The organism is Sedimenticola hydrogenitrophicus, from assembly GCF_029017505.1.
GTDB lineage: Bacteria > Pseudomonadota > Gammaproteobacteria > Chromatiales > Chromatiaceae > Sedimenticola > Sedimenticola hydrogenitrophicus_A.
Genome location: NZ_JAQGEI010000008.1, coordinates 108,043 through 133,446 on the forward strand (window position 1 = coordinate 108,043; position 25,404 = coordinate 133,446).

At 60.3% G+C, this 25,404-nt stretch carries 24 protein-coding genes; 15 read left to right on the forward strand and 9 right to left on the reverse strand.

Annotated elements, in window-relative coordinates:
• Window positions 1-424 precede the first annotated feature (424 nt).
• Window positions 425-1,846, forward strand: coding sequence for a DNA recombination protein RmuC (gene rmuC / locus O9K64_RS06785; RefSeq protein ID WP_275097316.1), 1,422 nt, complete (start codon window positions 425-427; stop codon window positions 1,844-1,846).
• A 126-nt stretch (window positions 1,847-1,972) separates the two neighbouring features.
• On the opposite strand, the gene O9K64_RS06790 is transcribed toward rmuC, so the two are convergent.
• A complete protein-coding gene (locus O9K64_RS06790; RefSeq protein ID WP_275097317.1) occupies window positions 1,973-2,401 on the reverse strand; it encodes a rhodanese-like domain-containing protein in 429 nt (142 codons plus the stop codon).
• Window positions 2,402-2,483: 82 nt separating this feature from the next.
• Between O9K64_RS06790 and O9K64_RS06795 the strand changes: the two genes are divergently transcribed.
• The 3 genes from O9K64_RS06795 (at window position 2,484) to O9K64_RS06805 (ending at window position 6,688) form a co-directional block, all read left to right on the forward strand.
• Window positions 2,484-3,386 (forward strand): lysophospholipid acyltransferase family protein, encoded by a 903-nt coding sequence (locus O9K64_RS06795; protein ID WP_275097318.1) that lies wholly within the window; start codon window positions 2,484-2,486, stop codon window positions 3,384-3,386.
• 531 nt (window positions 3,387-3,917) lie between these two features.
• The gene (locus O9K64_RS06800) at window positions 3,918-5,753 is read left to right on the forward strand and encodes a VWA domain-containing protein (RefSeq protein WP_275097319.1); all 1,836 of its coding nucleotides are present in this window, start codon (window positions 3,918-3,920) and stop codon (window positions 5,751-5,753) included.
• Complete coding sequence (locus O9K64_RS06805) at window positions 5,750-6,688, forward strand: hypothetical protein (RefSeq protein WP_275097320.1); 939 nt, start codon at window positions 5,750-5,752, stop codon at window positions 6,686-6,688. The genes O9K64_RS06800 and O9K64_RS06805 overlap by 4 nt, the downstream gene beginning before the upstream one ends.
• 97 nt (window positions 6,689-6,785) lie before the next feature.
• On the opposite strand, the gene soxZ is transcribed toward O9K64_RS06805, so the two are convergent.
• The 4 genes from soxZ to O9K64_RS06825 form a co-directional block, all read right to left on the reverse strand.
• The gene (gene soxZ, locus O9K64_RS06810; RefSeq protein ID WP_275097321.1) at window positions 6,786-7,100 is read right to left on the reverse strand and encodes a thiosulfate oxidation carrier complex protein SoxZ; all 315 of its coding nucleotides are present in this window, start codon (window positions 7,098-7,100) and stop codon (window positions 6,786-6,788) included.
• A 79-nt stretch (window positions 7,101-7,179) separates the two neighbouring features.
• Window positions 7,180-7,656, reverse strand: coding sequence for a thiosulfate oxidation carrier protein SoxY (soxY, locus tag O9K64_RS06815; RefSeq protein ID WP_275097322.1), 477 nt, complete (start codon window positions 7,654-7,656; stop codon window positions 7,180-7,182).
• A gap of 452 nt (window positions 7,657-8,108) precedes the next feature.
• Complete coding sequence (locus tag O9K64_RS06820) at window positions 8,109-9,554, reverse strand: M48 family metalloprotease (RefSeq protein ID WP_275097323.1); 1,446 nt, start codon at window positions 9,552-9,554, stop codon at window positions 8,109-8,111.
• A gap of 232 nt (window positions 9,555-9,786) precedes the next feature.
• On the reverse strand, window positions 9,787-10,341 hold the full coding sequence (locus O9K64_RS06825; RefSeq protein ID WP_275097324.1) for a hypothetical protein: 555 nt from the start codon (window positions 10,339-10,341) through the stop codon (window positions 9,787-9,789).
• A gap of 253 nt (window positions 10,342-10,594) precedes the next feature.
• On the opposite strand from O9K64_RS06825, the gene glgP reads away from it, so the two are divergent.
• The 3 genes from glgP (at window position 10,595) to O9K64_RS06840 (ending at window position 15,320) form a co-directional block, all read left to right on the forward strand.
• The gene (gene glgP, locus O9K64_RS06830) at window positions 10,595-13,108 is read left to right on the forward strand and encodes an alpha-glucan family phosphorylase (protein ID WP_275097325.1); all 2,514 of its coding nucleotides are present in this window, start codon (window positions 10,595-10,597) and stop codon (window positions 13,106-13,108) included.
• A gap of 77 nt (window positions 13,109-13,185) precedes the next feature.
• Window positions 13,186-14,658, forward strand: coding sequence for a TrkH family potassium uptake protein (locus tag O9K64_RS06835; RefSeq protein WP_275097326.1), 1,473 nt, complete (start codon window positions 13,186-13,188; stop codon window positions 14,656-14,658).
• Entirely contained in the window at window positions 14,655-15,320 is a 666-nt protein-coding gene (locus O9K64_RS06840) for a potassium channel family protein (RefSeq protein WP_275097327.1), read from the forward strand. The genes O9K64_RS06835 and O9K64_RS06840 overlap by 4 nt, the downstream gene beginning before the upstream one ends.
• A 343-nt stretch (window positions 15,321-15,663) precedes the next feature.
• Here O9K64_RS06840 and O9K64_RS06845 read toward each other — a convergent pair whose 3' ends face one another.
• From O9K64_RS06845 to O9K64_RS06860, 4 genes are all read right to left on the reverse strand, one after another.
• The gene (locus tag O9K64_RS06845) at window positions 15,664-16,008 is read right to left on the reverse strand and encodes a TusE/DsrC/DsvC family sulfur relay protein (RefSeq protein ID WP_275097328.1); all 345 of its coding nucleotides are present in this window, start codon (window positions 16,006-16,008) and stop codon (window positions 15,664-15,666) included.
• A 280-nt stretch (window positions 16,009-16,288) separates the two neighbouring features.
• Window positions 16,289-16,948, reverse strand: coding sequence for a type I-MYXAN CRISPR-associated protein Cas6/Cmx6 (gene cas6, locus O9K64_RS06850; protein WP_275097329.1), 660 nt, complete (start codon window positions 16,946-16,948; stop codon window positions 16,289-16,291).
• A gap of 13 nt (window positions 16,949-16,961) precedes the next feature.
• Window positions 16,962-17,666, reverse strand: coding sequence for a hypothetical protein (locus O9K64_RS06855; protein WP_275097330.1), 705 nt, complete (start codon window positions 17,664-17,666; stop codon window positions 16,962-16,964).
• A gap of 29 nt (window positions 17,667-17,695) precedes the next feature.
• Window positions 17,696-17,872, reverse strand: coding sequence for a sulfur relay protein DsrC (locus tag O9K64_RS06860; protein WP_275097331.1), 177 nt, complete (start codon window positions 17,870-17,872; stop codon window positions 17,696-17,698).
• Window positions 17,873-18,539: 667 nt separating this feature from the next.
• On the opposite strand from O9K64_RS06860, the gene dsrA reads away from it, so the two are divergent.
• The 8 genes from dsrA to dsrK all read left to right on the forward strand — a co-directional run bounded on the left by dsrA (window position 18,540) and on the right by dsrK (window position 25,329).
• On the forward strand, window positions 18,540-19,784 hold the full coding sequence (dsrA, locus tag O9K64_RS06865; protein WP_275097332.1) for a dissimilatory-type sulfite reductase subunit alpha: 1,245 nt from the start codon (window positions 18,540-18,542) through the stop codon (window positions 19,782-19,784).
• A gap of 102 nt (window positions 19,785-19,886) precedes the next feature.
• Window positions 19,887-20,960: a dissimilatory-type sulfite reductase subunit beta gene (gene dsrB, locus O9K64_RS06870; RefSeq protein WP_260291329.1), complete on the forward strand. Its 1,074-nt coding sequence runs from the start codon at window positions 19,887-19,889 to the stop codon at window positions 20,958-20,960.
• A gap of 26 nt (window positions 20,961-20,986) precedes the next feature.
• Window positions 20,987-21,379 carry a sulfurtransferase complex subunit TusD gene (tusD, locus tag O9K64_RS06875; protein WP_260291328.1) on the forward strand — a complete coding sequence of 131 codons (393 nt, stop codon included), beginning with the start codon at window positions 20,987-20,989 and terminating at the stop codon, window positions 21,377-21,379.
• A gap of 16 nt (window positions 21,380-21,395) precedes the next feature.
• Window positions 21,396-21,785: a sulfurtransferase complex subunit TusC gene (tusC, locus tag O9K64_RS06880; protein ID WP_260291327.1), complete on the forward strand. Its 390-nt coding sequence runs from the start codon at window positions 21,396-21,398 to the stop codon at window positions 21,783-21,785.
• Window positions 21,786-21,797: 12 nt separating this feature from the next.
• A complete protein-coding gene (gene tusB, locus O9K64_RS06885; RefSeq protein WP_275097333.1) occupies window positions 21,798-22,106 on the forward strand; it encodes a sulfurtransferase complex subunit TusB in 309 nt (102 codons plus the stop codon).
• 213 nt (window positions 22,107-22,319) lie between these two features.
• On the forward strand, window positions 22,320-22,652 hold the full coding sequence (locus tag O9K64_RS06890; protein ID WP_275097334.1) for a TusE/DsrC/DsvC family sulfur relay protein: 333 nt from the start codon (window positions 22,320-22,322) through the stop codon (window positions 22,650-22,652).
• 359 nt (window positions 22,653-23,011) lie between these two features.
• On the forward strand, window positions 23,012-23,731 hold the full coding sequence (locus tag O9K64_RS06895; RefSeq protein WP_275097335.1) for a respiratory nitrate reductase subunit gamma: 720 nt from the start codon (window positions 23,012-23,014) through the stop codon (window positions 23,729-23,731).
• 53 nt (window positions 23,732-23,784) lie between these two features.
• Window positions 23,785-25,329 (forward strand): sulfate reduction electron transfer complex DsrMKJOP subunit DsrK, encoded by a 1,545-nt coding sequence (dsrK, locus tag O9K64_RS06900; RefSeq protein ID WP_275097336.1) that lies wholly within the window; start codon window positions 23,785-23,787, stop codon window positions 25,327-25,329.
• The last annotated feature ends 75 nt before the right edge of the window (window positions 25,330-25,404 follow it).

A 25,404-nucleotide genomic window follows, 5' to 3' on the forward strand; every position in this document is an offset into this window, starting at 1 on the left:
GTACCGAGTTCTAATTCTACTTCGTCATATTCTGGTGCAGTGCGGAGAGCTTCCGGGTGAAAGGATTCCAAGACACGCCGTTAACCCTTTCATGCTACGCATCCTGCTTCACATGAAAGTCCGGCCCACCCATCCATGGGTGGGCGTTCGCTGCTGCGCAGCTCACCCCTGGGGGCTCGACGGCGGCATGGCATCCTCGGCTCCGTAAACAGTACATCCCTGTACCACTTCTCCTGCCGCCGACGGTCTTGAAATCCTCCCACCCGAAAGCCCTGAAAATGCCGATCCGAATCAATTTGACAATGTAGTACTAAGCTATGGGAATGGTCCATGTTATTGATGTAACATACTGTTGGTATTTGAAAAAGTGACGGTCAGCCGCGCTCCCGGGGAGTCGCGGCACAACCGCAAGGGATGTGTGACAATGGATCCGCTGATACAACAAGTGATGTATTACCGTGATGCCATCCTGCTGCTCGGGGCGCTGCTGCTCCTGCTGCTGGGCGGGGGGCTGTGGCGACGGCAAGCGGCACTCTCCGCGCGACTGGAGGGGCAGGGGCTGCGCACCCAGGCCGATGCCGAGCGTCTTGAAGCGCTGGTGCGCGAGCAGGGGCGCCAGCTCACCCAGCTGTTGCTGGACGACCGGGATCGGCAAGGGGAAGTGGCCCATCGGCTGCAACAGCAGCTGCAGCGCCAGACGGCCCACTCCCACCAGGCCCTGGAGCGGCGGCTGGGGGAGTTGCAGCAGGCGCTGCTTCAGGACAGCGGTCACCTCAAGGTCAAACTGACGGAACGCTTCGAGCAGTTGCAGCAGCGTCTCGCCCAGTCCCTCGCCGAGGGCCGGATCGCCCAGCAGGAGGGGTTGGCGCAGGGGCTTGAAGGACTCGGGCGCCAGCTGATGGAGGGACTTTCCCGCACCACCGAGTCGCTGAACGCCCAGGTTGCCCGGCTGACCGAAAGCACCGATCAGCGGCTGAAGGAGATCGGCGGCCTGGTTGAAAAACGCCTCAGCGAGGGCTTCGAGAAGAGCAACGAGACCTTCAACCGGGTGCTGCAGCACCTCTCCCGGATCGACGAGGCGCAGAAGCGGATCACCGAGCTCTCATCCAACGTGGTCAGCCTGCAGGAGGTGCTGGCCGACAAGCGCTCGCGCGGGGCCTTCGGCGAAGTGCAGCTGAACGCACTGGTGGCCAACCTGATGCCGGAGAACAGCTATGCGCTGCAATATACCCTCGGCAACCAGACCCGGGTGGACTGCATGCTGTTTCTGCCCGAGCCCAGCGGTCATATCGCCATCGATGCGAAATTTCCCCTGGAGAGTTATCGGCGCATGACCGACATCCAGGCCCCGGACGCGGAGCGGAACCGCGCCGCCAGCCAGTTCCGCCAGGATATCCGCAAACATATCGACGACATCGCTGACAAGTATATCCTCCCCGGGGAGACCGCCGACGGGGCGGTGATGTTTATCCCCGCCGAGGCGGTCTTTGCCGAGATCCACGGCCACTACCCCGATCTGGTGGAGGCGGCTTGCCGGCGGCGCGTCTGGCTGGTCTCCCCCACCACCCTGATGGCGATACTGACCACCGCGCGGGCCGTGCTCAAGGATGCCGATACCCGTGAACAGCTGCACCTGATCCAGCACCATCTGCACCTGCTGTCCAAGGATTTCGGCCGTTTCCGCGGACGCATGGACAAGCTCGCGGTGCATATCCGCCAGGCCCATGACGACGTGAAGGATGTGAGTATCTCGGCCCAGAAGATCAGCAAGCGCTTCGGCCAGATCGAGCGGGTCGAGCTGGCCGACCTGCCCGTGCCGGAGGGCCTGGAAGAGGCTGACGGCTAAGGACCCGCGCAAGAACAAGCTCCTGTATTCGGTCGCCCCTGGACCCCCGCTGTCGGCGCTGTCGACTCCATCCCTGGAGTCCACCCTCCGGGCCGGCCTGCGGCCGTCCAGATCCGCTCCCGGTGGTCAGCACTGTTCCCAGGGCAGTCCCTGGAATCGCCAGCCGTTGAGGGTGCTGCGCTGGTGGTGATCGTTGAGTTCTCCCTCAAACCCCTCGTCGACATGGAATACCCGATGGAAGTCTGCGTGCAACAGCGCCTTGCCGGCCTCCAGGGAACGCTTGCCGCTACGGCAGATCAGAATGACCGGTGAGCAACCTTCATCCTCACTGCAGACCGCCCCGCCCAGTACCAGTTTGCGGATGTCGGTGACGAAGTGGGGGTTGACGGTCCAGTCGGGTTCATCAATCCAGGGTACGTGGACCGCCCCCTTGGCATGACCGACAAACAGATACTCCATGCTGGAGCGGATATCCACCAGGATCGCCCGGGGGTCGTCTTCCAGCATCTGGTAAGCCTGTTTCGGGTTCAGCGGAATCGGTTCAGCGTCACTCATCTCTCTACTCCTGGTTTGATTTCGGTATGCCTGGGGCCGGGGGTATAATACCGGCAATCCAGGCTTTTTATAAATATGTCTTATGCGCGACAAGATTATACTTGCCATTTTAGCCCTTTTTTCCCGTTTGCCGCTCGCCATGGCACAGGGGTTGGGGGGAGTGATCGGCCGTGTTGCCTACTGGATTCCCAACAAGGAGCGGCAGATAGCCGGGATCAACCTCGCTACCTGCCTTCCCGAGCTGGCGCCGGCACAGCGCCAGGCGTTGCTCCGGGAGAGCCTGATCGAGGCCGCCAAGGGCCTGGTGGAGATGCCCGTGGTCTGGGCATCGCCCCCCAGTCGCTGGATCGAGCGGATGCAGGCCGGTGCGGGGGCCGGGCTGCTAGAGGCGGCCCTGCACCAGGGAAAGGGGGTGATTGCCGTCGGTCCCCATCTCGGCAACTGGGAAGTCGGGTTGCACTATCTCACGTCACTGGCCAAGGTGACGGCGATCTACCGGCCGCCCCGGCAGGCGGGGCTGGACGACCTGCTCAAACAGGGCAGAAGCAAGGGTGGCGCCACCCTGGTGCCGGCCACCCCTCAAGGCGTGAAAGCGCTGTATGGCGCGCTCAACCGGGGGGAGATGATGGCGTTGCTGGCGGACCAGCAGCCGAAAGCCGCAGGGCGCCAGGGCGGTGTCTATGCCCCCTTTTTCGGCCACCCGGCGCTGACCATGGTGCTGATCGGGCGTCTGGCGCGCAAGACCGGTGCGCCGGTGCTGTTCTGGTTCGCCGAGCGGTTGCCGCGGGCCGCCGGTTACCGGATGCACTGGTTCGAAGCGCCGGCCGAGATCTACAGCGCCGACCCGGAGATTACCGCCGCGGCGCTCAACCGGGGCCTGGAGGCCTGTATCCGCAAGGCGCCCGCGCAGTATCTCTGGAGCTATAAGCGCTTCGCCAGCCAGCCGGACGGGGTGATTTCCCCGTATTCCAAAGCGGTCTCGTAAACCCGTGTCGCGCCGGCGAGGTGGCTGTCGGCAACCGGTGGCACACCGTTCCCGGCCGGTATATGAATGCCGGGGTAATCCCCGGCTCCGCCGGGACTCGTCAGGTCTGACCTATCCATGGACCGCGCGTCTCTGTATGACAAACGGCAATTGAACTCTCGCCAAGACGCCAAGAGCGCAAAGTTTAAAGGCAGAAATCGGTTTTCTTTGGCGTGCTTGGCGTCTTGGCGAGAGTAATAACCCTTTACCAATACGGGACCGGGAAGGCGTCGCGGGAACAAAAGGTTGTTCGGCCGCCATGGGTGGCCTGGGGGTATCGCGGGGGTGTTGCGGCACCTTTGATACGCTCATCCAATAAGCCCCCGGCTTTGCCAGTGGTAGTTAACGGCCGAAATCCGGTTGCCTTCAATAGGATGACTTCCTTTTTTTATCAATATCCTAAAGTGTTGTTTCCGGCTTGCCGTTAACAGGACAGTGCTGGTTGACGTTACGGCAGGCGGACGGTTGCCGTCCAGAGGTGAGAGACCATTGATGGTGAAGAGAAAAGGTGTGCAAATCGGGTTGCTGCGGCTGGTTGCCGGGCTGCTGCTGGTCGCCGCCTGCAGTGCACAGGCGGCGCCGGCCTCGGCCGAGAAGGCGGATGCCCGGGTGCTGATCGATATCTCGGGCAGCATGAAGCAAAACGATCCGCAAAACCTGCGCCGGCCGGCCCTGCGCATGCTGGTGGGGCTGCTGCCCGAGGATGCCAGGGCCGGGGTCTGGACTTTCGGTCAATACGTCAACATGCTCATCCCGCTTGGCCAGGTCGATACCGCCTGGAAAGAGAAGGCGCGGGCCGAGGCGGACCAGATTGCCTCCCCCGGGCAGTTCACCAATATTGAGGATGTCATCAAACGTTCCATCGCCGATTGGGAAGGACCGCCCGGGCCGTATCAGCGTCATCTGATCCTGCTCACCGACGGCATGGTCGACATCAGCAAGAATCCAAAACAGAACGTCGCTTCACGCCAGCGAATACTCGAGCAGCTGCTCCCGCAACTGCAGGCCCGCGCCGCCCAGGTGCATACCATCGCACTCTCCGCACGGGCCGACCACGAGCTGATGCAGACCCTCTCCCGGGAGACCGGCGGCTGGTACGAGCAGGTCGGTGACGCCGAACAGCTGCAGCGGGTGTTCCTGCGCATTTTCGAAAAGGTGGGGCGCCCGGATACCGTGCCGCTGAAAGACAACAAGTTCCTGGTCGACAGCAGCATCCAGGAGGTGACCCTGCTGGTGTTTCGCAAGGAGGAAGCTGAACCGACCCGTGTCATCACGCCCTCCGGGGCGCAGTTTGACGCCAAGAGCGCGCCATCGAATGTCAGCTGGCATCGGGATATCGGCTATGACCTGTTGACCGTCTCCCACCCGGAGACCGGTGAGTGGCGTATCCAGGCCGCGATGGACCCGGATAACCGGGTCATCGTGGTGACGGACCTGAAAATGCGCAGCAGCCAATTGCCCAGTCGCTTTGTCCTGGGTGAGGTGCTGCCGGTGACGGTCTTGTTCACCAACCAGGGAAAACAGATCATCCGCCAGGATTTTCTCGACGTGGTGAATCTGCAGAGCGGCCACACGGATAGCAACGGTAGCGGTGAACCGCGGCCGCTATTCGATAATGGCCAGGATGGGGACGAGACGGCGGGAGACGGCGAGTTCACGCTCCAGGTCGGCCCGGGCCTGGCCGCCGGCCAGGTTGAACTGGTGATCCTGGCCCAGGGTAAAACCTTCCAGCGTGAACAGCGTCAGACCTTCGAGCTGGCCGATCCGGTAAGCCTGCAGGTTGAGACGGGCCAGGAGGGCGCGGAGTTGCGGGTGCAGGTGCAGCCGGACGGCGAACTGGTGGACCTGGAGACACTGGAGTTCAAGGCGAACCTGGTTTCACAGTCGGGTGAAGAGCAGCCGGTGATGCTGCTGCCCGGTGTGGAAGCGGGGGTGCGGGAGGCGCGGATCGCCACACAGGAGCTGCAGGGTGACTGGAGCCTGTCGGTTTCGGTCAGCGGAAAAACCCATGCCGGCTCTGAGCTCGACCTGACACTCGACACCGTGGCGGTGCGGGGCACGGCGACTCCCCCCCCGGCGCCGGCCAAACCGGTTGTCGAACCGCCGGCCGAGCAGGAGGCGCCGGTGTCGCGGACCCCCGTGCCGCACCAGCCCAAGCCGCAAGAAGAAGCGTTTACGTTTCAGGTGGCGGTATTCGGGGTTATCAACCTGGTACTGATCATCCTGGTCGGGGTTGCCGTATGGATCGTGCGGCGAGGTAAAAAAGAGGCTGAGTTTCAGTTGGTTGAGGAGGATGATCAGGCGGTTGCGGAGGAATCGGCTCAATGATCGAGGTGAGTAAACTGCTGTTGCTGGTAATGGGCGAGCTGCTCCTGTTGAGCGTTCTCTATGCCGTCGGCATGAATTTTCTCGCCCTCACCAAACGTCGGCGCGATCGCGCGGCGATCAGGAATCTCATTGCCAGAATCAGGGAGGACAGCGGTCGGCGTGAGTCGGAGACACGCAAGCTCCTGGAGGCGCGGTTTGGACTCTCCGGGGACAACCTGGAGGAGACCACCCGCAAGATTGCCCGGGGAGAGAAGGCATTCTACCAGGCCCTGATCGATGTGTATCTGAGACGCAATACAGAGGCCGCTCAGAACCTGTGTGTCGATTACGAGGGCTCGGTCGATGCCTACCGGACGCTTGAAATCCCTAAGCGGGCGGAACCGGCCGAGGGTGATGACGAGCTGGATGATCACACCGAGGAACTGATTCTGCTGAAGGCGGAAAATCAGCGTCTGGCGGATGAACTGCAACTGACCATGGACACCATGGGGAACATGCTGAGTGAATACACCCGGATGTTTGCCTCCGGTGTGGATGCCAGCCTGGACAGGGAAAAGATGCAGGAGATAGGCGCGTCCGAGGAGGGCGCCGATGCGGTGCAGACGGCCGTCGTCGCCGATGAACAGCTGCTGGATGAGCTGCTCCAGCAGGCATCCGCGGATGAGGGCGAGGCGCCGGATAGCGGCGACACTGCGGACGACGCGGATGAGCTGAAGGCGCTGGATGAAGCGCTGGGAATGCTGGAGCTTTCGCAGGAGGATCTGGCGGCGGAGGCGCCTGCCGAGACAAGCGATCTGGATGAAACGGTGGTGTTAGCGCCCAAACCGGACGCTGCCGCGTCAGGTGAGGAGGAGGCGGCGACGGCGACCGATCAGGATGATGAAGTGATCAACCTGGACGATGTGCTGGATGATCCGGATACCCGGAGTTCCTGACTTTTCGGTCCAAAAAACAACCCCGACTTACCCGTCCGTCGTGCCGGCGAGGGGTTGCCGGTGCAAACCTCCCTGTAAGCCCCGGCACCGTCTCGGATCAGCCGACCTTAACCGTCGCGGAATCACTGTTACCCTTGTTGTCCATCCAGGTCAGGGTCAGATCATCACCCTCGCGGCCGCCCTTGAATTTGAAGGAGATATAGGGGTTTTTGGAAATGCCGCCGCTCCACTGGGCGTTGATCACCTCTTTACCGGCCGCGGAGCAGGTGATCTCCTGAATAAAATGGGCCGGAATGGTTTCACCCTTACTGTCCTTGCGGTTACCTGTCTCCATGGGGTGGGTCATCAGTGCCTTGACGGTGACCACGTCATCTTTCAGTTTGGCGCGTATTTTGATGGAGTTCTCTGCCATTGTTCAGTCCTCATGAATTTGTGCTGACCCGGGCCGTTCTGATCCGGGGCCCGGGTGATCTCACCGGCGGGACGGGTGCTTACCCGCCACAGCCACCGATGGTGACCTTCACCTCTTTACTCGTCCGGTAGAGTTTGCCGCCGGATTTGACCACGGCGATGACATCGCCGCTCTTGCCCATTTTGATGCGCGAGGAGACGAAGCCCTCGGCACCGTCCAGCAGGTTGAAATTGGCAATCAGCGGAACCGGGTTGTTGGCGGCGATAATGGCGATCGACTCAACGTCGGGCAGCGTGGTGGATACCGTGACCGGCACCACCGCGCCATTCTCGGCGATATCGGGTGCCTTGATATTGATTTCGCCGCTCTCCTCCGCGTTGTCCGCACCCATTAGCGAATGCAGCGCGCCGGGTATATCCTTGGCGGTAAAGGCCTCTTTTGGCCAGGCGGCCAGCACGGCCTTTGGGGTCAACAGGCCCGCACCGATTGCGATGCCGATCGCACTGCCGGCAATCGTGCCTCGCAGTAACATGCGTCGTTTCAAATCTGTGTTCATTTCTATCTCCTGTCTCAACAGAGGGATGGTGTTTGTCTGTCGTTAAGAGGCGGTATACGTCTGGTTTTCAGACCGGGTTTCCGGGTTCAATGGGGGTGCGGATCGGGGTGTGACCCGGCATGCGGGAATTATTCGTGCGGCACCTGTTGTGTGACATCCAGTGGAGTGTCGCGGTTGTGTCTCAATCGGCTGCTTGATCCATGCCTCCGTGCGGGGCATTTTCATAAGCAAGGGATATGAACACATAAACGGTTTATGTGCTGCGGAACCACTCCTGATCGACCTCGATTGAAAGGTCTGTGTGTATTACCTCCGATAATGTCCATGGCCAGCGGGTCGACGGATTATGATTATTATTTGCTCGTGCGTTCCGTCAGGCTGGTGCCGTAGGGCAGAGCCAAGCATAACCCATGCATTCACAATGGAAAAGAGGGTTATTACTAACTCGGTATCTATCTGTCGCGCGCCTCAAGATCCTGTTTCTCCGTACGGATCTGCTTCAGCCGGGCCGCCATTCGGGCGCTTTCATAGTAGTCCAGCTTCCTGTCCTTCAGTGCAATTTCCAGTTGCATGACCGCCGAATTCAGTGCCCCGGTATGGTAGTAATACTCGGCCAGGTATTGGTGTCCCTGGGTCTTATCCCCGGCATCGCCGGATGCCTGGGCCAGCAGTTTGTAGAGCAGGGTGTCGTCGGGTCGTCCGTCGAGTTGCCGCTCCAGTATCGGTTTCACCTCCCGCGGCCTGCCCAGGTCCAGTAACGCCTGGGCATAGTAGATCGACAGCGGGTAGTTTCCCGGATGTTCGCTCAGCCCCCGTTTCAGCGTCTCCACGCCCAGCGCCGCCTGTCCTGAGAGTTTCTCAAGTTCCGCCTTGGCTGCGACATATTCGATCTGGTCCGGGTGCTTTTGCAGCAGTCCGGTAAGCAGCTCATCCGCCTGGGCATAGCGCCGGGCGGCGGTCAGGGAGAGGGCATAACCGTAACGATGCGCCGCTTCGTTGCGGTATCTTCCATCGGCCAGGGCCTTGCTGTAGAACGCAATGCCTTCGGCCGCATTGTTGAACGCCATCACCCGTAGTCGTTCCCGGGCAAGGTGGTAGGCGAGCGAGTCACGGCGCTGTTGATAGGGGAAGTCGCCGGCCCGGCCATAGGCATCCGCGATGCGATTGCTGGTGACCGGATGGGTGCGGAGAAATTCCGGCAGCTTGCCGTTGTCATAGAGCCGCGAGGCCTTGCCCATGCGCGAGAAGAACACCGGCATGGCCGTTGGGTCAAATCCGGCCGCCGCCAGGGTCTTTATGCCGATGCTGTCGGCCTCCTCTTCATGGGAGCGGGTAAAGTTGATCTCCCGCTGCATCATCCCGGCCTGGATTCCGGTGGCCGCGGCGACCGCGGCATCGGCGTTGTCGGTGGCGGCGCCAATGATCACCGCGGCAATCGCCACCGCCGCCGCGGGCAGCGACATACGGTTTACCGCGTCGTAGGTCCTTACCAGATGCTTCTGACTGACATGGGCCACCTCGTGTGCGACCACCGAGGCAAGTTCACTCTCGGATTCGGTGGTGGTGATCAGTCCGGCATAGACGCCGATATAGCCCCCAGGCCCGGCAAATGCATTGATCTGCGGGCTGTTGATCAGGAAGAACTCGAAATTGCCGACGGCATCCTCGTTGGCGCTGGTCAGCCGCGCTCCCAATGACTGGATGTAGGCGGACAGCAGCGGGTCCTGGATCACCGGCAGGGAGTTGCGGATACTGCGCATGAAGGCGCGTCCCAGGCGGCGCTCCTCGGCCGGGGTCAGCACATTGCCCGAGGGGCTGCCTATATCCGGCAGGGCAAGCTCTTCCGCGGCGCGGGCTGCAGGCGCGGGAACGAGCAGCAGGCATAACCAGACGGTCAATAACGTCGCTGCCAGTGATATTTTCTGCCGTGTCGCGAACATGCCTTGAAAGACAATGGCTGTGGACAATAGTTCAGCCGACACTGTGCGGTGTGGTACGGTTGGATGCACGCTACTCCCTGTTATCGGGTCAAGTTTCGCTCTTCTGACAGACTCCCAGGCAATATAACAGGATTCGGCGGCTAGGGGCGCAGGCCGGGCGATGCCTCCGACGCCGGGGGGGCGTGGCGGTTTAACTGAAGAGGTCCTTGACCACGCGGGTGAGCTGTTTCAGCAGCGCCGGTGCATCGCTGTCCATCACCTGGTCGATCACCCAGCGGTTGACCTGACTCTCCCCCATGGCCTGCTGGATCTCGTAACCGAGGTGGCGCAGGAAGGGGTAGGTGGGGCCCTCATCGGTATAGCCGAACTCCGCATACTCGCTGGCGCGCAGATTGAAGGTTTCTATGAAGGGGGAACGGTAGTCGCCCTCTCCCAGCATGGAGCGGCTGTTCTCTTCGTAATGATCCGCCAGTTTCAGCACCAGCGCGGTGACCAGCTCGCGGCGCTGATCATCGGAGATCGACTCAAACAGCATCCGCTCGACCGCCAGGGCCTGGAAGATCAGATATTCCGCCACCACCGCCAGACGCTGGGTATCGTCGCGATAGGCAAACTGCTTGCTGTGCAGGTTGACCGCCTTGTCGACGCCCAGGCGCCAGGCACTGAAGGCGATGGCACCGCCGATCTCTGCAAGGGTGCGCTCCGAATCCTCTTTATGCCACTGGCTCTTTAGCCTCAAGGCCATGCCGATACCCCTGTCGGGCGTGCCGTATAAGCACGCCATCATCAAATATTAGTTCGGATTAATATAGCACAAAGTCATCGCCGTGGGTGACTCAGGGCATGGTATGTCGAGCCTCCAATCACTAACATCTATCGTTAAGCGGAGACATGCAATGGGATAGCGCTCCAGGGCAACCCGTGTGCCCCGCGATGATTAATGGTTGAGGCCGCTCGTCGCGAGCGGACTTCGTCGTGTTGGTATAAGGAATCACCACATGCAGATGGGTCATTATCTACCCCGCGGCCTACCGGAAGCGTTGCACGGCCTCGCCAGCCTGGCCCTGGATCTGCGCTGGAGTTGGAACCATGGCGCGGACGACCTGTGGCGCGCGGTGGACCCCGACCTGTGGCGGGCGACGGCAAATCCCTGGTTGATACTCGAATCCGTGTCCGATCGGCGTCTGGACGAGTTGGCACATGACCAAACCTTTCTCCAGGCGTTACAGCGGCAACTCACCGCCCGTGAGGAACATTTCCAGGCGGAGGCCTGGTTCACGTCCCGCTACGGCGCCACCTTCAGCGGCCAGATCGCCTATTTCAGCATGGAGTTCGGCCTCAGTGAGTCACTGCCGATCTATTCCGGGGGGCTGGGGGTGTTGGCGGGCGATTATCTGAAAACCGCCTGCGATCTGGATGTGCCGCTGGTCGGCATCGGCCTGCTTTACCAGCAGGGGTATTTCCGTCAGGCGTTGGACGCCCAGGGCGGGCAGATCGAGTTCTATCCCTACAACGATCCGACCATGCTGCCGGTGGTGCCGTTGCGTGGTGACGATGGTGAATGGGTCCATGTTCGGATCGAATTGCCGGGCCGGACACTGAGTCTGCGTAGCTGGCGCGCACAGGTCGGGCGCCGCACCCTGCTGCTGCTCGACAGCAATACGCTGCTCAATGGGCCGGGCGATCGCGGAATAACCAGTGAGCTATACGGCGGCGGGCCGGAGTTGCGCCTGCAACAGGAGATGGTATTGGGGATCGGCGGCTGGCGCCTGTTGGCGCAGCTCGGAATCGATTGTCCGGTCTGCCATCTCAACGAGGGGCACGCCGCGCTGGCGATCCTGGAACGTGCCCGCCACTTTATGCGGCGCACAGGCGAATCCTTCCAAGTGGCCCTGTGCGCCACGCGGGCGGGTAATCTGTTCACCACGCACACCCCGGTAGTCGCGGGTTTTGACCGTTTTCCCCCACGGCTGTTTGCCCGATACTTTAAGGACTACGCTACACAGCTGGGGGTACCGATGGAGGAGCTCCTGGCGCTGGGGCGACGCCACGCCGGCGATGCCGGTGAAGCGTTCAACATGGCCTACCTGGCGGTACGCGGGGCGGCAGCCGTCAACGGGGTCAGCCGTCTGCACGGAGAGGTGAGTCGGGGTATCCTGCAATCCCTGTTTCCCCGCTGGCCACGCCATGAGGTGCCGGTGGGTCATGTCAGCAATGGCGTGCACATGCCGAGCTGGGACTCGGCGGCGGCGGATGCATTATGGACCAGGGCCTGCGGCAAGGCGCGCTGGCGCGGCACCCTGCAGACGCTCGATGCGGCACTGCGACAACTGGAAGATGAGGAGTTGTGGCGCTTTCGTATGGAGGGGCGCCAGCGGCTGGTCGCCTTTCTGAGGGAACGGCTGGTGCGCCAGCTGCGGGTGCGTGGTGCCTCCGGTGAACAGGCAGGCGAAGGTGCCGGAGCGCTGGAGCCGGATGTCCTGACACTGGGATTTGCCCGCCGCTTCGCCGAGTACAAGCGTACCAACCTGTTGTTGCAGGACCCGGAGCGCCTGCTGCGCCTGCTCAGTCACCGTGACCGGCCGGTCCAACTGGTGATCGCGGGCAAGGCTCATCCGCAGGATATGGAAGGCAAACGGCTGTTGCGTCAGTGGCAGGATTTTTTCGGGCGTTCCGAGTTACGCGGACGGGTGGCCTTCGTGGAAGACTACGATCTGGTGGTTGCCGGGCAGCTGGTTCAGGGCGTGGATGTCTGGATCAATACACCGCGCCGGCCCTGGGAGGCCAGCGGTACGAGCGGCATGAAAGTGCTGGTCAACGGGGGGATCAATTTGTCGGAACTGGACGGTTGGTGGGCGGAGGCATACACCCCGGAGGTGGGCTGGGCGCTGGGCGACAGCCGCGAACACGATGACGTTGCCGGCTGGGACCGGGCGGAGGCGGAGCAGCTCTACCAGCTACTGGAACAGGAGGTGGTTCCCTGTTTTTACCGGCGTGATGAATCGGGGGTGCCGCGGGAATGGGTCGGCCGTATGCGTGAAAGCATGGTGCAGCTGACCATGCAATATTCCAGCAACCGGATGTTGCGGGAATACGTGGAGATGCACTACATCCCGCTGGCCGAAGCCTACCGGCGGCGCACAGTCGAGGTGGCCAATGAGCTGCACCAGTGGTACGGCCAGCTGCAGCAGCACTGGGCGCGAATGCATTTTGGCAATGTCGTATCGAACCGGACCGAGAGCGGCTACTGTTTTGAGGTCCAGGTTTATCTCGACGACATGCCGCCGCAGGCGGTGTCGGTGGAGCTGTATGCCGATCCGGCGCCGGGCCGCCAGCCGGTCAAACAGGCGTTGCAACGCGGCGAATCGCTGGCCGTGACCGCCACGGCCTATATCTATCGCGGCAGCGTGCCGGCCGACCGGCCGGTCGAGGCCTACACCGCCCGCATTGTGCCGCTGCATGCCGAGGCGCGGGTGCCGCTCGAGGCCAATTTCATCTCGTGGTACCGCTAAGGGCTCGCCGGGATTTACCGGTGTGATACGATGCGGTCGATTACCCACAATCCTATTTTCCGCTGCAGGAAACAGTGATGTCGGATGAGCGAAGCACGGTATTGACCTATGCGATTCGCGGCCCGGTGGTGCTGAAATACCTGGGGCAATTGGCACTGCTGCTGGCGCTATTGACGCTGGTCCCCATGGTCGTGGCCCTGGTCGCGGGAGATGACGCGATGCTGTGGCGCTATGGCCTGCTGTGCACCGCGCTGTTTCTGCTGGGCGGCCTGTTTGCGCGGTTGCCGGCACCGCCGCACATCCAGGGCAACGAGGCCCTCACGGTCACAGCGCTGGCGTTTCTCGGTGCCTCCCTGCTGATGTCCTGGCCGATCATGGGATCGGGGGTGCCGTTCGTGGACGCCCTGTTCGAGACGGTGTCCGGTGTCACCACGACGGGACTGTCCACCCTGACCCACATTGAGATGCGCTCCACCACGCTGCTGTTCACCCGTGCCTGGATGCAGTGGTATGGTGGCCTGGGCTTCGTCGTCCTCTCGGTCGCGTTGCTCATGGGGCATCAGGCCGCGGCCCGGCGGCTCTCTGATCCGGCAGGCAGCGGCGAGACGCTCGTGGCCACCGCGCGCACCCATGCGCGTCATAGTCTCATGGTCTACGTGTCGCTGACCCTGGTTGGCTTGGCACTGGTCTGGGCGCTGACCGGTACCGGCTTCCAGGCACTACTGCAGGTGTTGTCGGCCGTCTCCACGGGCGGCTTTTCCAATTATCCGGACAGCCTGGCCGGACTGGCATCCCGTCCGGCCGCTGTGGCGGTGATGTTGATCGCTTTTCTGGGCGCGGTCTCGCTGCCCCTGTACTGGCGGGCGGCGCACGCCGGCCGGCGCGCTGGCCTGGGTGTATTGCTGAGCGACGTGGAGTTGCGCGGCCTGCTGGCCGCCGCTCTTGTGATTGGCATGTTGCTGAGCGGACTGGGTTGGCTCCAGGGGCGGGAGCTGTCGTGGTACCACGGCTTTATGATGGGCGTCTCGGCCCAGACGACCACCGGTTTCAGCACCATGAGCATCACCGGGATGGACGCCGCCTCAAAGGTGGTGATGATCGTTTCAATGCTGCTGGGGGGGAGTGTCGGTTCTTCAGCCGGCGGGTTTAAATTGCTGCGCCTTCTCATCCTGTTGCGCCTGCTGCAATTGATGATTCGCCGAACCGGAATGCCGCCGCATGCGGTGGCCGAACCCTATCTTGCCGGACGCAAGCTGGAGTCCGATGATGTGCTGCGAGCCCTGCAGTTGATCATTCTTTTTATCGGTTTGGTAGTGGTCTCCTGGCTACCGTTCGTGGTGATGGGCTATGATCCCCTCGATGCCCTGTTCGAGGTGGTATCCGCCAGCGGCACGGTGGGATTGAGCAGTGGCATCACCCGCCCCGGACTGGAACCCCTGCTCAAGGGCGTGCTCTGTATTGACATGCTGGCCGGACGCCTGGAAATCATCGCCTTACTGGTGGTCCTGTATCCGCGCAACTGGTTTGGCCGACGCAAGGAGGTGCAATGAGAGCGGTATTTATCGGCGCTGGCGAACTCACCAGCCTGACCGCCCGGCAACTACTCGACGCTGGCTACGAGGTGGTGATTGTCGAGAAAGAGAAGTCACGTATCGAGGAGCTGAGTAGCGATCTTGAGGCGGGATTTATCCATGGAGATGGGAGTAAACCGGCCATTTTGCGGGAGGCCGACCCGGCATCGACCGATTTCCTGTTCTGTCTTACCGGCGACGACCAGCACAATATCATCACCAGCCTTGTGGGACGCTCGCTGGGGTACAAGCGTGTTATCACCAGGATTGAAGATCCCTCCTATGAGCACATCTGTATCGAACTGGGGCTGACCGACGTGATTGTCCCGGACTCTACCATCGCCCGCTATCTGGCGGATATGTGCGCCGGACAGAACGCGCTGGAGGTGTCGGCGGTGGTCAAGGGCGAGGCGAGAATCTTCTCATTCGTCGTGCATGAGCGGGATCAAGACACCGTCGATCAACTGAATCTGCCGCACGGCAGCCGGGTCATATTCATGTATCGCAACGAGCACCTGATCCTGCCGGATGCCGACAGCAGACTGCAGAAAGGGGATGAGGTGGTAATCATCTCCCATAGCAAGGTGCTGGCGGAGCTGGAAGCGCGCTGGGGGCCGAAGGCGGAGGGCGAGGACGAGTGATGCCCGGCCCGCGGGATAGTTTGGGCTGCATCTGGGCAGTGGATTTCCGCTACGGCGATCAGGATGAAGCTATGAGTGCCGTCCGCCAGCGACAGATGGTCAAGCGCCGGAAAAACACGGCAGTGATGACAGGAATCGCTCTGCTATCATCACTACCGTTGGCATCACTGCCGTTGGCAGCTTAGGGTTCGCGCAAGAATAATTCCGTAGTACCGAGGGCGTCACTGGGCCCCGCCGTCAAGGCACGCTTTGCAGGCAATGGCTGTTCCCTTGCCAAAAAGCGTAACGCCGACGGCGGGGTCCAGTGGCGACCGAATACCGGAACTTATTCTTGCGCGAGCCCTTAGTACCCGCCCTTGCGCTTGGTTTCCGGCAGGCCGGCGATCTTGCCCGCCTGTTTGGCCGGGCCCATCGGAAAGTGTTCATACAGGGTCTTGGCATCCACCTTGTCCAGCTCGGTCCACACCGATTTGAAGTGTTTGACCATGTTGCGCTCATTGGGCTGATTGCCGTTATTGTTGAAGTACTCGTCGCGCAGAAAGTTGATCACTTCCCAGGCCTTGTCCGACAGGTTAATGCCTTCCGCTTCAGCAATAACGCCTGCCAGATCCGTGCTCCAGTCTTCGTGATTCACCAGATAGCCGTTGTCAGTGGCCTCTATGGTGTTGCCGTTCAGTTCGTAGGACATTGCTTACCTCCGGTATTGTTATAGCGCCATCCCCAGTCACCTCAGGTCGGGTGGTGTCACGGGAATCTTGATGGCGGTCAATTAAGGATATTAACGAAAACTTATATGTTATAGGGGCTGCCGTAAAAAATAAAATAGTTTTTTACGAAGGGTTTGGGTACTGATCAAGTAACTACTCACGGGGTGATTGGCTTGCCTTGTTGGCCTCACACGATGGCTGGACCAAGATCGGCCAACAAGGCAGGCCAATCACTTACGGACCGGGTGAGTAGTTACCTGGTCAAAAGGATTTTTGCGGCAGGAACAGGCCGCATCCCAGCGTGCGGTGCAGTCCCAGTCCCTGTTCCTGCAGGGTGATGGCATCTTCATAGGAGAGTTCGGCCACCATCAGGCTGCGGGTGTGGATCGGGCCGTCCGGACTTTCCAGGGTGTGCGCCTTGCCGCACAGGATCTTCTTGAAGCGCAGCCCCATCCCCTGCAGTTCATCCACCGCCCAGGCGATGAACTGCTCTTCCGCTATCCCCGGATCGGCGGCGATATGGCGCGCATAGAGAAAACGGGTCATGGCCAACGGTTTCTGGCGCGGCTGCTGGATCTCCATCGGATGGCCGGCGATGTCGAGGGTGTTTCCCGCCAGTTTTCCCGCCTCGGCGGCCAGCTCCACCGGCAGTCTGAGAATGAGCGGCGTCCGCTTGGAGAGGTGCAGCAGCGCACCCTGGTCTTCGGGCCGTTCCCAGCCGTTACCGGATTCGGCACAGTGAATCAGGTGCAGTCCCACCCGCGGCTCCTGCAAAAACCAGGGAAGATGCTGCTGAATCGCCTGGGCGAGCGGCCAGGCATGGTCGACCGGCAGCGTCGGGCAGCCGATGCGGAACTGCAGATCGATCACCGCTTCGGGGACGCTGAAGCCCTCGTCGTTGCTCTCTTCTTCCCAATACATCATCGTCTCCCGATCAGTCCGGGATCAACGCCCGCAGGGCGTCCCGGTCAAACCACCAGCGGTCGTTCACCAGAACTTCCAGGACCTTTGCCAGGCGCGGCAGAAATTTATCCGGCTGATCCAACTCCAGTTGGTGCACCCAAAAATTGAAGATCTCCTGCTCCTCCACCTGACTGTGGCGGCGCGCCACCTGTCCCAGCAGCTGATTGGTAAAGAACAGCAGGTTCTCCCGGCTCTGTTCGTCGGCCCGCAGGTCGACGATGTAGTTGGCCACGGCCGCCGCGACCGCGGCCCCGTCGGAGCGGTCGGGGGTTTCGTCAATCAGGTGCTGCAACATGGCGACCGTCAGCTCCGGGTCGATGGGGAAGGTGACGCCCAGCCAGATACCGTGCGCCAGAGCGACGATCGAGTCGGGTTGCTCGGACTGAAACAGGATGTCGCAGGCCTCGACGGCATGTTGCCAGAGCCGGGCATCCAGGGCGCGCTCAAACAGGCTATGGGCCAGCGCCGCTGCCTCGTCAAACCGGTTCAGCTCCAGCAGGGCATAGCCGCTGTCCAGTTCCAGTTGCAGCCGCTCGGCCTGCGGGGCGTTGCTGTCCAGATCGGCCAGCCGCTGCTGCAGGTCGGCCAGTCGCAGTTCTATCTTCTGGATGGACGGTACCGCATCCTCGGCGGAGTCGTTATCACCCATGATGGTCTCGGTCTGCAGGTATTTCACGCGATAGGTTTCCTTAAAGTAGGGACGGCTTAGGTAAAGGCGGCTTCCAGGCGATCCTCCCAATCCTCAGGCGTGTCACTGAACGGGGGTTTGACATCGATGCGGAAAAACATCTCCGACTGGCGGCGGATCCTGATCACCTCGATCAGCTCCGCAAAAGAGTCCACCTCGGGACTTTGTATCAGGACCTCACTCAACAGGAGCATGGGGGTACCTCTATATCAGTAGGGTGACAGGGCGTATCATGCGGTCCGAATCCGGGGCCTAAAAGGGCCCGCGCAAGATAAGTTCCTGTATTCGGCCGCCCCTGGGCCCCGCTGGCGGCGTTACGCTTTTTGCCAAGGGAACAGCCATTGCCTGCAAAGCGTGCCTTGCCGGCGTGGCCCAGGAACGCCCTCGGTACTACGGAATTATTCTTGCGCAGGCCCTAAGTACCCAAGTAATCCGCTTGGACAATTATTGAACCCCAGGGATTGTGCCTCAAGCAAGCCCAAATTGGCACAGGGGATATGCTGCACTGCACTATCAAAACCGGCCAAACAAAATCAAAACCGATAAAAAATAGGGTCGCAACTGGTTGATTTATATGGATATAGAAAGTTAGTTGCTTATTGTTTTCATATATTATCAAATTATCATATATCCCATAGTGGATATGCCTTTCTATACCGCTCCCCCCCATTAGCGGGGTATTTTTGCTGCATAAGTGAATCCTAAAATGCTCTCCATGTTCTGGAATAAGGATGTGTGGCCCAAGCCGGGTGACAGGTCCCGCATTTCCCGCTCAGCAAAGGTTGTCGGTTCAACATGCCGCCGCTACCGAGGGTGAGCAGGTAAGCACTATATAAATCGAGATCAATGGGAGAATAACTGATGGCGAAACCGATGCATGATACCCCCATGCTTGATCAGTTGGAGAGCGGCGTCTGGCCGAGCTTCGTAAGCGGACTCAAGCGCCTGGCCAAAGACAACGATATGATGGTTGACCTGCTCGGCCAGCTGGAGACCTCCTACGAGACCAAGAAGGGTTACTGGAAGGGCGGCACGGTCGGCGTGATCGGTTATGGTGGTGGTGTTATTCCCCGCTTTACCGAATTGAAGGACGAGAACAACAAACCCAAGTTCCCGGCCGCCGCCGAATTCCACACCCTGCGCATCATGCCGCCTCCGGGCATGCATTACGACACCCAAACCATCCGCGAATTCTGCGACATCTGGGAGAAATTCGGCTCCGGCCTGATCGCCTTCCATGGCCAGTCCGGCGACATCATGTTCCAGGGCTGCACCACCGACAACGTCCAACCGGCCTTCGACGCCCTCAACCAGATGGGTTTCGACATGGGCGGTGCCGGCCCGGCGGTGCGCACCGGCATGTCCTGCGTCGGTTCCGCGCGTTGCGAGCAGTCCTGCTACGACGAGGCCCGCGCCATGCGCACCTGCGTCAACGCCAACCTGGATGACATGCACCGCCCGGCGCTGCCGTACAAGCTGAAGTTCAAGGCCTCCGGCTGCCCCAACGACTGCATGAACTCGATCCAGCGCGCCGACGTCTCCATGATCGGCACCTGGCGTGACGACATGAAGGTGGATCAGGCCGAGGTGCAGGCGTTCGTCGCCAAGAAGGGGCGCAAGCACGTGATCGACAACGTCATCACCCGCTGTCCGACCCAGGCGCTGTCGCTGAACGATGACGACACCCTGGCGGTGGACAACCCCAACTGCGTGCGCTGCATGCACTGCATCAACGTCATGACCAAGGCCCTCTCCCCGGGTGACGACCGCGGGGTCAGCATCCTGGTGGGCGGCAAGCGTACCCTGAAGATCGGCGATCTGATGGGCACCGTGATCATCCCCTTCCACAAGCTGGAGAGCGACGAGGACTTCGAGTGGCTGGAAGAGCTGAGCACCGAGATCCTCGAGTTCTTTGCCGAGAACGCCCTGGAGCACGAGCGCACCGGTGAGATGATCGAGCGTATCGGCCTGACCAACTTCCTGGAAGGCCTGGGTCTGGAAATCGATCCCAACATGATCAATCAGCCGCGTACCAACCCGTACATCCGTACCGATGGCTGGGATGACGAGGCAGCCAAGTGGAAAGAGCGTCAGGCTGCCCAGTGATTTTTTAAAGGTGAAGGCCCGCCGCAGGGCGGCGGGCCGACGAACCGGACCGGTTCCGGTATCAACAACAGATTCAGATACTAAGAGTTTTTGGAGGTAACAATGGCTGAAGCACCTCGCATGCCCGACGAGACAGGCGTACCAGAGATCGAGCCCTATCTGCACCCTGTCCTGAAGAAGAACTACGGCAACTGGAAGTGGCATGACCGTCCGCGTCCCGGCGTTCTGCATCACGTGGCCCACAGTGGTGATGAGGTTTGGACCGTGCGTGCCGGCACCCAGCGTCAGATGGATGTCTACACCATTCGCAAGCTGATGGATATCGCCGACGATTTCGCGGAAGGCTATGTCCGCTTTACCATCCGTTCCAATATCGAGTTCATGGTTTCGGAAGAGTCCAAGGTGCAGCCGCTGATCGACAAGCTGCTGGCAGAGGGCTTCCCGGTCGGTGGTACCGGTAACTCGGTCTCCATGATCTCCCATACCCAGGGCTGGCTGCACTGCGATATCCCGGCAACCGATGCCTCCGGTGCGGTGAAGGCGCTGATGGATGAGCTGCACGAAGAGTTCATTCGCGAAGAGATGCCCAACCGGGTACGTCTGACCACCTCCTGCTGCCAGATCAACTGCGGTGGCCAGGGCGACATCGCCATCAATATCCAGCACACCAAGCCGCCCAAGATCAATCACGATCAGGTCGGCAACGTCTGCGAGCGCCCCTCGGTGGTGGCCCGCTGCCCGGTAGCGGCGATTCGCCCCGCCGTGGTCAACGGCAAGCCGACCCTGGAAGTGGATGAGCGCAAGTGCATCTGCTGCGGCGCCTGCTTCCCGCCCTGTCCGCCGATGCAGATCAACGATCCGGAGCACTCCAAATTCGCCATCTGGGTGGGTGGCAAGAACTCCAATGCCCGCTCCAAGCCGACCTTCCACAAGCTGGTCGCCGCGGGTATCCCCAACAACCCGCCACGCTGGCCGGAAGTGTCGGCGATAGTCAAGAACATCCTCCGTGTCTACAAGGAAGATGCCAAGGACTACGAGCGTATCGGTGAGTGGGCGGAGCGTATCGGCTGGCCGCGTTTCTTTGAGAAGACCGGACTGCCGTTCACCAAGTACCATATCGATAACTGGCGTGGAAGTCGTGCGAATCTGAATGCATCCGCACACATCCGCTTCTAAGTTGATTGGCTATAAGGGAATCGATAATGAAATTTGCGATTCAAGTAAACGAAGGTCCTTATCAGCACCAGGCGGCTGATTCGGCCTATCAGTTCACCAAGGCCGCACTGGAGAAGGGGCACGAGATCTTCCGCGTCTTCTTCTACCACGACGGTGTGAACAACGCGACCAAACTGACCACGCCGCCCCAGGACGACCGTAATATCGTCAATCGCTGGAGCGAGCTGGCCGCGCAGTACGACCTGGACCTGGTGGTCTGTGTGGCGGCCGCGCAGCGGCGCGGTATTGTGGATGAGGGCGAAGCCAAGCGTAACGGCAAAGATGCCGAGAACATCGCGCCCGGCTTCCGCATCTCGGGTCTTGGCCAGTTGGTAGAGGCCGGCATCCAGGCAGAGCGTCTGGTTGTGTTCGGCGACTAAGTGAAGGGGTAGAGAGATGTCCGAAGAAGAGATGATGGACGACGAGGTCGTCAAGAAATTCATGTTCGTCAACCGGCGTGCCCCGTATGGTTCCATATACGCCCTGGAGTCGCTGGAGGTGGTGTTGATTGCCGCTGCATTTGATCAGGACGTGAGCCTGGTATTCAGCGACGACGGTATCTACCAGCTGAAGAAGGGTCAGGAGACCGCTGGAATCGGCATGAAGAACTTCTCACCCACCTACCGGGCGCTGGAGATGTATGACGTCGAGAAGCTGTACGTCTCCAAAACCGCGATGGATGCGCGCGGCATCAGCAAGGATGACCTGATTGTCGATGTGGAAGTCCTGAGCGATGAGGCCCTGGCGGACCTTATGGATGACCAAGACGTCATCTTCAGTTTCTAAGAGGTGGGCAAGATGAGTATTTTACACACGGTAAATAAATCACCTTACGAGAAGAACTCCCTCGACAGCTGTCTGAGCCTGGCCAGCGAGGGCAGCGCACTGCTGCTGATCGAGGATGGTATTTACGCCGCGCTCAAGGGCGCGGCGAAAGAGCCTCGGATGAAAGAGGCCGCCCAGAAGATGAAGTTGTACGTTCTGGGCCCGGATCTGAAGGCCCGCGGTATGGCGGAAGATCGGGTGATCGAAGGCATAGAGGTAGTCGATTATGCCGGCTTTGTTGATCTGGCGGCGGCGCATGACAAGGTGAATGCGTGGCTGTAGGAGTCTGTCGGGCTTGACCGATCGTAGCGAGGGAAAGCCGATTTGAGACAGATTTTTCGATCTTTCGAGGCCAATAGTGGACCTATTAAACGAGAAAGATCGGAAAATATGGCCAAATCCGGATTTTCCGCAGCAGATCAGTGTTAAGTCCGACAGACTCCTGGTCACAACCAACTGAATTTTTTACACGAGTACTTTACTGGAGAGTGAATCATGGCAATTGAAGTCAACGGCAAGTCTTTTGAGACGGATGAAGAGGGTTACCTGACCAATCTGTCCGATTGGGAGCCAGGTGTGGCAGAAGTCATGGCCAAAGAGGATGACCTGGAGCTGACCGAAGAGCACTGGGACATCATTAATTTCCTGCGCGAGTACTATGAAGAGTACCAGATCGCTCCCGCGGTACGCGTTCTGACCAAGGCGGTCGGCAAGAAACTGGGCAAGGAGAAAGGCAACAGCAAGTACCTGTATGCCCTGTTCCCCTACGGCCCCGGTAAGCAGGCTTGCCGCTTTGCCGGTCTGCCCAAACCGACCGGCTGTATCTGAACCGGTACGTGTTGGGAAATAGTCACCCTCCCCGCGGTGCGCGGGAGGGTGCGTCGGGGCGGCCTTCTCCGCGCTGGAGAAGGTGGCTTCGTGCAACGGAAAGCGAGGTTTCCAGATTGAGGGCCGCGAAAAAAATAAATTATCCCATCTCGCTTCGCTCTCGGCCTGCTCACTGCGTTGTGCAAAGGGTTACATAGGCCCGCTATGCGCCCCTTTGCACGCCTTGTGAGCAAACCGATAGCTGTGCGATCTTGGAATACTTTATTTTTACCACGACCCTGACGCACTTCGTTGAAGTGGTTGGAATGCCGGGAGTAGACGTCTCCCGGCTATCAGAATAGCTTGAGGATCGCAGGAACATGTCCACTGTCTATGCGTTGCTGTTTATCGTAGCGACCGCCGTGCTGGTGATTGGTCTGGCAACAAAGATTGCCCAGTATGCCAGGACCCCGGCTCCGTTGAAGATTCCTACCACCCCGGCCCCGGTGACCCAGACTGGCGTGGTGATGCGCATGTTCCGCGAAGTGGTGTTCTTTGAAAGCCTGTTCAAGAGTACCAAGTGGACCTGGATATTCGGCTGGCTGTTCCATATGGCGTTGTTCGTCGTGCTGCTGCGCCACCTGCGCTACTTCATGGATCCCGTGTGGCTGCCGATCGAGCTGATCCAGCCGTTCGGTGTCTATGCCGGGTTTGCCATGCTGGCCGGGCTCGGCGGGCTGTTGATCCGGCGTATTTTTGTCGACCGGGTACGCTATATCTCCGCCCCATCCGATTATCTGTGGCTGCTGCTGCTGATCATTATCGGCATCAGTGGCCTGATGATGAAGTTCGTCGCCCATACCGATATCGTCATGGTGAAACAGTTCTTCACCGGCCTGATGGGCTTCAGTATCGGCACCTTGCCTATCGATTTTACACTGTTGGTCCACCTCGCCCTGGTGGCGCTGCTGATGATCCTGTTCCCGTTCAGCAAGCTGCTGCACGCACCGGGCATCTTCTTCAGCCCGACCCGTAATCAGGTGGACAACCCCCGTGAGAAGCGTCACCTCGCCGACTGGGCGAAGGCGATGGAAGAATAAACGCAGCAGCAAACGACTGCCAACAAACGACTGATAGCCGAAGAGGGTATTACATGGCTAAGGCGGAATTCGATGTACCGGAGCTCCATGAGTATGTGGACGTGCCGGAACTCGTGGAAGGCACCATGGCGCATCTCAGCCCCTATGTTGCCAAACCGGATCACAATACGCCCCTGGGTTTCCCCGGTGAGCTGGTAGATGACTGGCATGACAAGGTGCTGGAGAAGCTGGATGATCTGCGTTCACGCTATCGTTCGCTGCAGGTCTATCTGGATGCCTGTGTCAAGTGCGGTGCCTGTACCGACAAGTGCCACTACTACCTCAGCACCAAGGACCCGAAAAATATGCCGGTGGGTCGTCAGGATCTGCTGCGCAAGGTCTATCGCCGCTACAACACCTTTGCTGGCAAGTATTTCCCTTGGCTGGTGGGCGCCAAGGACCTGACCCGGGAGACCCTGGACGAGTGGTACAGCTACTACCACCAGTGTTCCCAGTGCCGCCGCTGCTCGGTGTTCTGCCCCTATGGCATCGACACCGCCGAGATCTCCATGGCGGCGCGCGAGATCCTCGACAGCGTCGGCTACGGCCAGAAGTACTGTAACGAGATCATCGCCAAGGTGCACGAGAAGGGCAACAACCTGGGACTCCCCGGTCCGGCCATTCTGGATACCCTGGAGGGGCTGGAGGAGGATGTCTTTGATGAAACCGGCGTGGCGGTCAAGTATCCGCTGGACGTAAAGGGTGCCGAGATCCTGTTGGTGACCCCGTCCGCCGACTTCTTTGCCGAACCCCACGTGGACGGCCTGATCGGCTACGGCAAGGTGTTCCACGAGGCCGGCGTCAGCTGGACCATGAGCACCACCGCCTCCGAGGCGGGCAACTTCGGCATGTTCATCGGCAGTTACGAGAACATGCGCCGGGTCGCCCTGCGTATCCGCCAGGCCGCCCTGGAACTGGGCGTCAAGCGGATCGTTTTCGGCGAGTGCGGCCACGCCTGGCGCGTCGCCTACGCGTTCCTGAATACCCTGGCCGGACCCTTTGATTTCCTGGATCCGCGTTATCCGGTGCCGCAGCATATCTGCGAGTACACCTATGACCTGATCCAGCAGGGCAAGCTGCGGTTCGACAAGTCGGCCAATGACGACATGACCCTGACCTTTCACGACTCCTGCAACGTGGCCCGCGCCACCCGCATGGGCGACAAACCGGGCGGCCAGTTCGATATACCCCGCGCGGTGATCAAGGCGGTCTGCAACAACTATGTCGACATGGATCACGAGACCATCGGCGAGAGGACCTTCTGCTGCGGTGGCGGTGGTGGTCTGCTGACCGATGACCTGATGGAGATCCGGGTCAAGGGGGCGCTGCCGAGGATGACGGCGCTGCAGAATGTGATCAAGGACGAGGGCGTGACGCACATGGCCGCCATCTGCGCCATCTGCAAGAGCCAGTTTACCAAGGTGTTGCCGTACTACGGCATGGAGATGGACCAGATTGTCAGTGTCCACCAGCTGGTCAGCAACGCCATTATCCTCACCGGCCAGAACAGCGATGAGGAAGACGCCGATTCCGACGATGAGGCGGACGGCGAAGCGTAAAGGTTGTTGAAAGTCTTGAGGTATAACGCGCCGGTATCCGAATGCTGGCGGTGTTTTAAGAATTATACAGGTTGA